We start from the raw sequence: 10,904 nt of genomic DNA on the forward strand, positions 1-10,904 counted from the left end.
CGCCATCTCAACAGCCCTCCGTGGCAAAAACGAAACTCAGCGACATCGTCGCCGGTTACGCATTGCACGGAAACCCCAGTTTTGAGACAAGGCCTAGTGGGAATGGCGCTGCTATTGGCGGGCAGGACAGAACATGCCATTTTATCACTGGAAGAAGCTCGTGAACGTTTTCGTGCCATCGCGAATGCTCAGGCCAACACAGCTGCCGAAGGGATGACAGCTGTGTGCCTCGCCGACCAGGGCACTTGTCTGTTGCAGTTGGGTCGTTTAGACGAAGCTGCGGCGGCTTGCGACGAGTGTATTCGCCTCGCCCAGCAACTCGGTGACGACAGGCAAGTCGCGGTGAGCAAGGGCCAGCTTGGAATAGTCCGCTTTGAACAGTGTCGCTATCCCGAGGCCCTTGCAGCGCAAATTGAGGCGCGCGAACTGTTCACTCGATTCAACGAACCGGGCAATGTCGCAATTGGCTGGCATGAGATTGGCATGATATACCAGGAGATGGGGCATGCGGAGACCGCGGAAGATGCGTTTCGCCAAGCTCTCGCAATTTGCACTAGGACGGGTAATTGCGACGGGGAGGCACGCTCGCTGGCGCAATTAGGGACTCTGTACAGCGACGAATTATCTCGTCCGGAACAAGGAGCGTCACTAATCCGTCAAGCTGCCGACATTCATGCGTCCCTTCAGAACAAGATTGAAGAGGGCCGCCAACGATCCAATCTCGCATGTACTCTACGCAAGCTCCGCCGATACGACGACGCGCGACAGGAAATACACGATGCGCTCAAATGCCTTGAGCAATTTGGCCACTCTGCTGCTGCGTGGATGGCCTGGGCCATTCTCGCGGATATCGAAGCGGATGCCGGTATCGCGCAGGCCGCTACGGAGGCAAGGAACAACGCTATTGATTGCTATTTGGCATACCGCCGCGACGGCGGCGAGAATCATTTGCCTCAGGGCCGCCTTTGCGCGCATGTAGCGCAGTCCCTGCTTGTCGGTGACGGACAAGCTACAGTGAACTTACTGAAACAACTTATCGCCAAGGCCAAAACACCCGTTGAACTTGCCTACTTCCATGTTCTACAAGCCATCGCTTCCGGTAGCCGAGACGTTACTCTGGCCGACCACGCGGAATTTGATTACACGGTCGCCGCGGAAATCCTTCACTTAATCGAAACTCTGGAAAAGCATCGGCCGGGATGATAAACCGTCGTGGCAATTTGGACGGGCGGCCGCGGCTATTTGGCGGTTCTCAACGATTCCGACGATTGATGAAAACGGCAACTGCACGGCGTACACGCCCATAGCCGAGCAAGAAGCAACAGCATGCTACCAATCAGTGTGCGCAGCGTTGTCGCGATGGGATGACGCTGGCAAGTGTAAGCGGCACCCCGCCGCCAACCAGCGGATCGGCGCAATTCCGGCGGCAAAAAAGCAGAAATTGCTCCGCTCCAAGACGCCCTTTCCGGCTAGGCTTCGGGCACGGCCTAAGGGCGGAACCGACTGAGACTTGGCCGGCGCCAACGGTTCGTTTAGCATTGGTACAGCATTTACTGAATGGGCCAAGTCCACGAAGCCCGGTTGTCCCCACTCCGTTATGTCTCGGAAAACGAATGAGTCGAGCTCTGCAAACTAACGTGGTCATCGCCTGCTTCCTCGTTACTACGGTAATGCAGTCGCAGGCCGCCATCGTCAATTCAACTTGGTCGTCCACGCAAGATGGCGATTGGAGCCATGCGTCGAATTGGTCCAATGGTATCGTTCCCAACAATGCCGAAGATCTTTATCACGTGCTCATTGATGGAGGCAACTTCGACGCGTCGGTGTCAGTCAGGCTTGACATGAACGCCTCGATCCGTGACCTATCCATGAGCTCGGGGGACAGGCTTGACATCCGTGATGGTTACAAGCTGACAGTCACCGGGCAGGACATCGGGGGCGTGATCAAGAGTCGAGGAGAGATTGTTGTGGGCTCGGTGGATAGCCCGGGAGAACTTCGGCTGCTTCGAGGAGCGGACCTGAGTGGCGGCGGCACTCTGACTTTGACTAACGACGAAGCGTACGTGACCGGCGAGCTGCTGAATCATTACGACCACTTGATTCACGGCTTTGGTCAACTGGGGCGAGGTGAGCTGGGGATCCGCAATGCGGCCATAATTAGTGCCGACGTCGCAGGCAAGTCGCTCGTCGTCAAGCCGAGTCGCTCATATGAGCTGTACAACAGCGGCATTATGAATGCAACGAACGGCGGCGAACTGTGGCTTGACGGCACGGCCGGCGGCGCATTTCGAAATGGCACGGGTGTCATCATGGCAGAGAATGACTCGACCGTAATCATGCGGGATGCATATGTGGATAGCGGAATTCTGGCGGCGGTGGAAGGCGCTCGGATCATCGTGCAAGGTGAAAGCTCCATCCTTCAGGACGTCAACGTTCATGGGCTCGTCACGGTCCTAAATCACTCGGCGCTAGAAGTGCAGGGAACGGTTGGAAACCATCGGGAAATTCGAGTGGGCGCTGAGGGCGAGACGGCAAAGCTTCATTTTCCTGACGGTGCCGGGTTTACGGCAGGCGGAGTCATCCGTCTTGGCTCGGATGCGGCGACCGTGGACGGATCGAGTTTCGCACAGGCCGGCCACCGTGTGGAAGGTTACGGCCAATTCGGCATGAACCAGCTGGAGATCATTAATCAGGGAGGCGGCTTCTTTCACGCGAATGTCGCCGGTAAGTCCTTGATTCTCGATCCATCGGCGATTGGGCTCCAAAATCAGGCCGGCGGGATACTGAGGGCAAACGATGGGGGAGTGTTAGAACTTAGCGGAAACGGAGGTGGCGATTTTTTCAATCGCGGAGGCGTCGTGGTCGAATCCATTGTCCGTCTCACTCAGGGTGCACGGCTTGAGAACCAAATGTTCGGTACTGTGGTCGGGGATGGAACGCTAGACGCCGCTGATGGGATCTTTGTCAACTCGGGCGCGCTCCATCCGGGGAAGTTCGCCTCTGTTGGAACGCTGACTATCATCGGTGACGTAAATCAAGAGGCGACTGGCACTTTACACATGGAGATATCGAGTTCTCCATCCGTGGGAGAATATGATCGCCTGACGATTCGGGGAGGCGCATCGCTTGACGGTATACTCGATGTGGTGTTCGCGGCGGGGGTTTATCCCGAATACGGCGATGCGTTTACTTTATTAACGCACGAGGGAAGCGAAGGCGAGTTCGCTGCGCTGCGCTGGACCGGCACGATTCCGGCGGCGGGACTCCCCCCGTTACGCGTATTTTACGGTGAGTCCAGAACGACCCTAGCGATGATTCTCGACGGCGATGCGAACGCAGACGGCGTTGTGAATGTAGTCGATCTAAATCTGGTCCGAAATAACTTCGGCTCGTCGCACGAAGGAGTTGCCGGTGACACGAACTACGATGATGCTGTGGACATCGAGGATCTGAACCGTGTCCGAAACAATTTCGGTTCGGTGCAATCGAGCCCGGTTCCCGAACCGTCTGCCTTCGTCTTGGCGACGCTCGCTGTCCTGGTCTTTGGCTATGGAAAGACCAATTCGAGATCTGACGGCTAGCTCGTCGTGCGTGCGCTTTGAACGGTAGGACATTCGATTTCACTCGATGACCTCGCCGAGGGGCGGCAAGCTTCGTGGGCGGCTCTATGACAATCGTTTGCTTCGAACTAGACCAGACGCAACAACCAGTGCGGTTGCAATCATTGCGAGAGGAATTGTGGAGGGCTCCGGAACCCTGGCGATCCATGCTTCGGCATTCCCCTGCGGGTTAATTCCTTGCCCCACAACAAACCTACCGTCGGTTGAAACGTCGGCCGCATGTGTTAGTGTCCACCCAGAAAGGCTGTCCGCCAGCGACCAGCGGGTTTCCAAGAGTTCTTGGAGCGGCTGGATACCTTGTCGCTCTGTCCACAGAAACGCCGAAGTGTACAGTGCCCGGGGAAAACTTTGATCGCCAACAATTACAGAACCATCCACCTGAAACTGACCAAGCGACATTCTCATATCCCTCCGGGAGCTGACCTAAGTCCAAAAAGCCGGCTTCGTGCGTCCAGCGAATGGCCTTTAAGTACGTGCCAAATGCTCCGCTAAATGGGGCATAGCCAACCGCAGTTGTCCCGTCCGCGGATAAGTCCGTAGGCACGTTGCCGAATAGATCCGACGGCGGCGCGTCTCCAAGGCCAACTAGCCCCTGGTCGGGTGCCCAAATAGCCATCTGGAGTCCTTCACTTGAAGTCCCATAGCCTAATGCAACCGATCCATCTTGTGAAACGCCAACCGCCCCGCTGCCGAATTCGCCACCAGGCAAGTCTCCCATTAACACGATACCTTCTTCCTTGGTCCACCGAATTGCTTCGTACTTGAAGTCGCTGTTGAGCGCGTTTCCAACCACGGTATTGCCGTCGCCGGAAATGGTATAGGCGTAGCTGGCGGTATCGACTCCAGGTACGAATCCGATCCCTTCAAATCCGTATTCAGGTGTCCAAATAAACCCTTGAAGCCCGTTTGCGCTGATTCCGGCGCCTACGATGGTTCCGTTGTCTGATACCTTGTTCGCGTAACTGGAATCGGCACCTGGGAAAAACCCAAGCCCCTGCATGCCTTCGCTGAGCGTCCATCGAAACGCTTGTTCGCTGCTTGTAGTACTCGCGAAGCCTACAACGACGGAACCATCCGCCGAAACACCGACGGCCCCAGAATTGATCGAATCTGGCCGAAGCATCCCCAACCCAGTGAAAAAGGGTTTTGCCGCGCTGGCGCCGGCCGCTTGAAACATCACCATCAGCGTCAAAGCGTATCGGGCTACGTTGTGCGATAAACTGTTTGAGCTGTTGTCGACGAATGACGGCATGTGACCGCCCTTAGTTTGCAAGTGAACGTATTGGGATCAGCTTTGTTGCAAGGCTAGTTAGCCTCAACGGAACGTGCAACAAAAAACACTGCACAGAGTTCATTGAACGAGCGTCTGGCACGGGAACCTCCTGTCACAACGGGCCGAACTCCGCTCCCGGGCGTTAACCAGTTCGTCAGCGCAGCACAGAGAGCGCGAGAGTTCTCGGAGAATACCGGCGGCGGGGGGCGATCGGCGCCAGGCACCCCTCCGACGGCCGCGCTCTCGGCTTCGGGGAGATGCCCCCGGCCAACGCATTACCTGCGGAAAGGCTGTTAACCAGACTCTCAGAACCCGTTGTTAACCAGCGGGTCGGCCCAATTCCGCGGTAAAATGGAACTCCCCGTGCACAACCCTCTTCGAACTAATTCTCTGCGGCCCAAAACTCACAACCGCTGAATCTGTAATCGTTTAGCGATTTCGAGTCCGTTTCGGTCGACGAATCGGTCCCAACGCTTTACGGAAGAATCTGGGCACGGGTTAACACAAACAGAGAATCAGAGAGCGCTTTAGAGAGCGCATCTGAGAGCGCGAGAGCGCTCTCTAAAATCCGGCGTCGCTACGCCGTCGCGGGTTGAAATCGCATCGTATTCTTGGCGAAACACCGACCGACCGGTGTGCAAAAATGGCGCTAACCCATGTTCGCTGGCCAAGTTGCCGAGATTTCGCGAATGCGGAACATCTACCGATCGCTTTTGCTGATTCTGACGGCTGCCACGCAGTAGGAGCCGGCGCGATACATCGCCTACCTAAAGGCGGAGTGATAAATACCCCTGTGCGACCACCAGTTTTCACGGACTTCTTACTGAGATAAGAACACGATCAGTTCGCAAGCGCTTTCCCAATCGAAATCACTTTTCGGTCCGGCCGACAAAGCACCGTCCGCCAATTGAAAACCGTCACGAAGACAGCACAAATAGCCACGAGCGCCGCGGAGGTTGGCTCAGGAACAGGCCGAAACACAATGACTCCTGTTGCATTATGTTCGAAGCTTCCCGTCGAAAAAACCGTGCTAGCTCCCGTGGCGAGGTTCACTCGGGAAAGCGAATCGCTGTTGAAGTCCGCGTAGATGATCGTGCTTTCGTTCTCAAACGCGATAAACCCTTCGGATGTCAGATCCGCAAGCAGAAACTGATCGCCTGTCGTCGCGTCGATCCGCAAAATCTGCGTTCCACTTCCTCCACCGCGATTGGAAACGATAAAGTTGCCGCTTGAGTCAATGAGAAGGTCTGCCGGGTTAAAAAGCATTCCGCCAGACGCAATCGTGGTCTGTTGCAAGGTATCAGCGTCGACCTTGATAATGCGTCCATTAGGAGATCCGAAACTGCCAAAGTCTAATACGACATAGTTACCAGATGCATCAACATCGACATCCTGCATGCTGAACATGTCAAACACGTTCGTAATGAGGGACTGAGTCGACGATGCCAAATCGACATGCACAAGCGTCTCCTCCCGTGTGGCCACAACTAAGTCGCCAGAGAGGTCAAAATCTAATGCGACTGGCGTGCCTAGGATGCCGCCGGAGGCCACTACATCCTGCGCGCCGGTCACTGGATGTACACGGACGATCCCTCCGAAGCTTCGCTCCGCCGTCAATAGTCGTCCTTGTTCGTCGAACAAGACATGTGACGGGTTTTGAAGGTCACCTCCCGAGGAAAGGAGACTCCTGTTGCCGGTTTGGGGATCAACGCGGTAGACGTTTCCGGCTGCCTGCGTTACGACAAAAATGTCTCCAGGTTCAAGTGCGAGCGCACCACTGTGGCTGGTCGCAAGCGAAGCCACGCAAAGCATCGACCTCAGGAACAAATGCGACAATCTTAGCGCAACACGGCGGCAAACGAAAAACGACGTACAACCGGCAACGCGCCCACTAGCTTGGAAAATGTGCAGTTCCATCACGGCCTCCAATTGAACGTTCCGACGGGCATGATAATTGACGTGTCAATTCCATTTGCCGGCAAGACGCGTTGTGCTGTTGAGATTCGACGCCTCTACAGTATGATTAGCAATTCACCGAATTTCAACCAACCGTTCCGAATGGAGGACGAATTAAGGCACAACCCGCAAGCTGATTCTCAAGCTCGCGAAGGCCAATAACTGGGGCTACACCCGCATCCTCGGCGAGCTGCGAAAACTGAACATCCGCGCCGTCTCTCGGAACACGGTCAAGAACATCCTTAAGGAGAACCGCTACGATCCCGGGCCGCAACGCGGACATGGCACGTGGGATGAGTTCATCAAGATCCACGCAGCTACGCTCTGGCAGTGCGACTTCGTATCGAAACGGATCGTGACGCCGAAGGGGCTTCGGGATGCTTTTCTGCTGGTGTTCCTGCATGTCGAAACGCGCGCGGCTCTAGTGCGCCACGACGAACGTATCCGATGCTGATCGCGCCGGCGACTACAATCATTCCCAGCAGCGCGGACGACGGTTCCGGCACGTAGAAGATGTCTACCAGGTTCGAGCCGTCCGACACTCCATCCAACGACCCGCCGGCGAAAAGCACGTAATTGCCGACCGTCACCGACTCTAAGTCGTAGCGCGGCACGCTGAGCTGTTCGAGACTCCACAACTGGGTTTGCGTGTCGAGTACGTCAATCGTGTCGACCACCTCAACCGGTTCTCCAAACGGCGTCCGCCAGCCGCCGGCAAAGAGTGCGTATTTGCCAATTGAGGTCGCGCCAATCTGTTGGCGACCCTCCGACAAGTTCGAATGAGACCAAATCCCGGTTGCGGCGTCATAGATATCGACGTCGTCGCGGAAGACGTCGTAATCATAACCACCGGCGATATAGGCCTTGTCGCCCACGCCCGTTGCAGCCGTCAGTGTCGCCGTCGTCGAAAGACCACTGATCGACCACGTGTTGGACTCGGTGTCGTAGATGTCGACTCGGTTCGTCAAGAATCCGTTGCTCCAAAAGCTTCCACCGGCGGCGACAAATCTATTTCCTGCCGCTGCACCAGCGGCCCCGAAGCGGCTCAGCGAAAGTTGATCTAAGGTCCATTTGCCGGATTCAACGTCGTAGACATCAACGTAATCATAGTCGCGACTATTCTCATAGCCGCCCGCGAAGAAGATCTTGCCGTTGGTCGCCGCCACCGCCATGGCCACGCGTCCTTGCCCAGAGGGCAACTGGTCCATCGACCAACTGTCGGCCGCGCTATCATAGATATGCACCTTTCCGTTGTAGGACGGGAAGAGCGCTTTCGTACCCCAGCCCATGCCGACTCCACCGATTACCGGTTCGGCAAAGGTCTGTGTCGACCAGGTGCCGGTCGTGCTATCAAAAATGTCCGCTGTGCGTGCGCCGACTGGGTCAATCGTACCGCCAACGAAAATCGCCTTAGTGCCGGCCGCCGCGGCGCCGAATTGCGAACGACTATGTGACATCGTCGCCGTTGCGTGGTTCCACCCCAGGTCGGCGTAAACAGGAGTGGTAACCGCCAGAATCAGACAAACGGAAAGGAACAGTTTCATTGAAACACCGGTGTTCATTGAGAGTTTTTCCACATCATGCTTTGTGGCGCCCGTCAAGTCAAGCAATGGTGCGACTTCACGGCGAAACTATCAAATGGTCCTCCGTGCGGAATTCTCCTCATGACAATGCGAGAGGGAACGCAAAAGATAAGTCGTTCGACGTCAATAGGATACTGAGTTCGAGCCGTTTTCCGCCCCCTCCCGACGAAAACGACCGCCAACGAACCTGAGCGAGCTCGGTTCACAAGGGAGAGCCCCGACTGTTAACTGGAGAGCGCATCTTCCGCGGCCGCAAACTGTCGACCGGTAGGATAACAATGAGCGCGAGCGCGCGATAACTCTTTTGGGCTATCGTCGAAAGTCGGCCGACCTGCCTTCTACGTTACCATCCTCAAGAGGCTCGAGCCGCGCTGTGCGGGAGACGCGAATGCTGGGCGAAGTATGTTGCATGGCAATCGGCCGTCTTTTGGTAAGTGATCAATCGCAAATTGAAGGTTGCACTTATTTGCGCCGGCGCGATCGAGCCAGTGAAGGGGTCAAGAAGTGGTTGGCCGTCCCCTCGCTTCCCCATTGCGAGAAGAGGAGGTCGGTGGAGCGATGGGTCGTGCGGACAGCGGGGCGGCGTGTTTCTGCAATACGTGCGCCGACGGGCGCAATCAACTCGCTGGAGTTCGCTCCGCCAAAGTGGTTGCGTACCAGATTCAGGTCGGCGAGATTGACAATTCCGTCGGCGTTCGCGTCGCCCTCGGCATTGGTGCTTGTAGCGCCGAAGTTGTTGCGGACGCGATTCAGGTCGGTAAGGTCGACCACCCCGTCAAAGGGGTACGTATCGCCGGGAACCGGGCCGTTGAGCCACAGCTCATCCGGTTGGCCGCCGCTGAAACGGCCGTTGGCGACAAATGCGTCGAGGTCGCCGTCCTGGTCAAAATCGGCAAGTGCGACGTCGCGACTGGCCGCGGTACTGAGCGTCTGGCCGGAGTCGACGAACATCCCGCCGTTGTTTCGCAAAATGCGGTCCGGAAGGCCGACGTTGGCGCCGCCGTTGGCGAAGTACATATCGAGATCGCTATCGCCATCGAAGTCTCCGAACTCGACACGCCCAATGCTTTCTTTGAGAAAGAGCTGCTGGGAAATAGACCAGCCGCCAGGAGTGTTACGGTAGACGTTCACCGCGGATCCTCCGACGGCCACGACATCGACCATGCCATTGTTGTCGATGTCGGCGATGGCTTCGATTCTCCAATAGCCAGCCACGCCAGGCAGCGGCTTGAACGAGAAACCGCTCGCGCCTTCGTTGGACCAATAGCCGGAGGGATCTCCGGTGGTAGGGACATCGGTGACGAAATCGACGTCCCCGTCGGTGTCAAAGTCATGTGTCAGGATGCGCGTGGCCTCGCCAATCGGCAATCGCATGCCACTGTCCGCGAATTGGCCCTGACCGTCATTGAACCAAAGTCCGCTCGGCAAGCCCGACCCTTGTCCCAGCAATGCGTCGAGGTCGCCGTCACGATCGAAGTCGGCCAGAGCCAAGGCGATGTTGTCCGTAAGAGGGAATCGCTGTCCGCTTTCTTCGAACCCGCCGTTTCCGTCATTCCACCATACGGAAGTGCTTCCGGCCGAGGCGGCAAACACAGCATCCAGATCGTCGTCGCCGTCCAAATCGGCCAGCTTTGCGGCGGTGGTTCCCGGGAGGCCCAGGTTTTCCCAGGCAACCGTGAACGCTCCGCGATCATTGCGATACGCGATCACGCCGCGCGGCCCAAGAGTGGCGACCAGAAGGTCCGTGTCGCCATCGTTGTCGATGTCGCCGGGCGCGACATCAATGCTCACTTCGTTGCCGAGTCGCAGGCCCGAGTCCGAGAATCGGCCTGCTCGTTGGGTCGCAAGGGGCGAAATGACGATGTCGCTGTCGGAACTCACATTGTCCGACGGCCCCGCGTCAACCCAGCGCAGGGGATCGCTGGCCGGTACATTGACGCGGACGAGGGCCTGTAATGAGCTCTCCAACGGCGCCGCGGTGAGACGGCCCGAAATGGTGTACGTAATCGCGCCGCCGACAGGTACGATGACCGTCTCGTGAATTTCTCCGAAGCCCGAACTGACGAACACCGTCCCAGGCGTGCCCTCCGCCGTCCAGGCAAGTTCCTGTAACGCTGGAGCAAACCCGGCCATCAGCTGAGCGTCCTCGGCCGGGTCCGGCCCGGCATTCGTGACGACAACCTGGTAAACGCCGATTTTGCCAATCGCGGCGCTTGTCCGATCATCCGTGACTGTGACGCCCAGATTGACGACAGCATCGTAGTTTCGGAGCAAGTACAGCGACGAGCCAAAGAAGCGGCGCGCCGCGACCAGCGCATCCAAGTCGCCGTCGCCATCCAAGTCGCCGAGCGCCAGGTCTTCTGTAAACTCCTGCACGTGTAAACGGCGCTCGAAGAGTGCAGCGCTTGGCGGGTTACCGATGGTCGGTCGAAAAGTGTAGTGCTCATGTTCCCTTCCGCGGATTCGTGACCG

Annotated in this window: 6 protein-coding genes; 2 read left to right on the forward strand and 4 right to left on the reverse strand. The window is 57.1% G+C overall.

Annotated features, from left to right (window positions below):
• Nucleotides 1–102 precede the first annotated feature (102 nt).
• Both SGJ19_24675 and SGJ19_24680 read left to right on the forward strand, forming a co-directional pair.
• Complete coding sequence (locus tag SGJ19_24675) at nt 103–1,203, forward strand: tetratricopeptide repeat protein (protein ID MDZ4783454.1); 1,101 nt, start codon at nt 103–105, stop codon at nt 1,201–1,203.
• A gap of 410 nt (nt 1,204–1,613) precedes the next feature.
• Nucleotides 1,614–3,581, forward strand: coding sequence for a hypothetical protein (locus SGJ19_24680; GenBank protein MDZ4783455.1), 1,968 nt, complete (start codon nt 1,614–1,616; stop codon nt 3,579–3,581).
• Between the two features lie 232 nt (nt 3,582–3,813).
• Here the strand turns inward: SGJ19_24680 and SGJ19_24685 are convergent, their stop codons facing one another.
• From SGJ19_24685 to SGJ19_24700, 4 genes are all read right to left on the reverse strand, one after another.
• Nucleotides 3,814–4,872: a PEP-CTERM sorting domain-containing protein gene (locus tag SGJ19_24685; protein MDZ4783456.1), complete on the reverse strand. Its 1,059-nt coding sequence runs from the start codon at nt 4,870–4,872 to the stop codon at nt 3,814–3,816.
• Nucleotides 4,873–5,733: 861 nt separating this feature from the next.
• Nucleotides 5,734–6,810, reverse strand: coding sequence for a hypothetical protein (locus SGJ19_24690; GenBank protein ID MDZ4783457.1), 1,077 nt, complete (start codon nt 6,808–6,810; stop codon nt 5,734–5,736).
• A 356-nt stretch (nt 6,811–7,166) separates the two neighbouring features.
• On the reverse strand, nt 7,167–8,393 hold the full coding sequence (locus SGJ19_24695) for a hypothetical protein (GenBank protein ID MDZ4783458.1): 1,227 nt from the start codon (nt 8,391–8,393) through the stop codon (nt 7,167–7,169).
• A gap of 501 nt (nt 8,394–8,894) precedes the next feature.
• The coding region (locus SGJ19_24700) for an FG-GAP-like repeat-containing protein (protein ID MDZ4783459.1) at nt 8,895–10,904 on the reverse strand (2,010 nt) is incomplete at its 5' end.

The sequence above is a fragment of the Planctomycetia bacterium genome (assembly GCA_034440135.1).
In the GTDB taxonomy this organism is placed as follows: domain Bacteria; phylum Planctomycetota; class Planctomycetia; order Pirellulales; family JALHLM01; genus JALHLM01.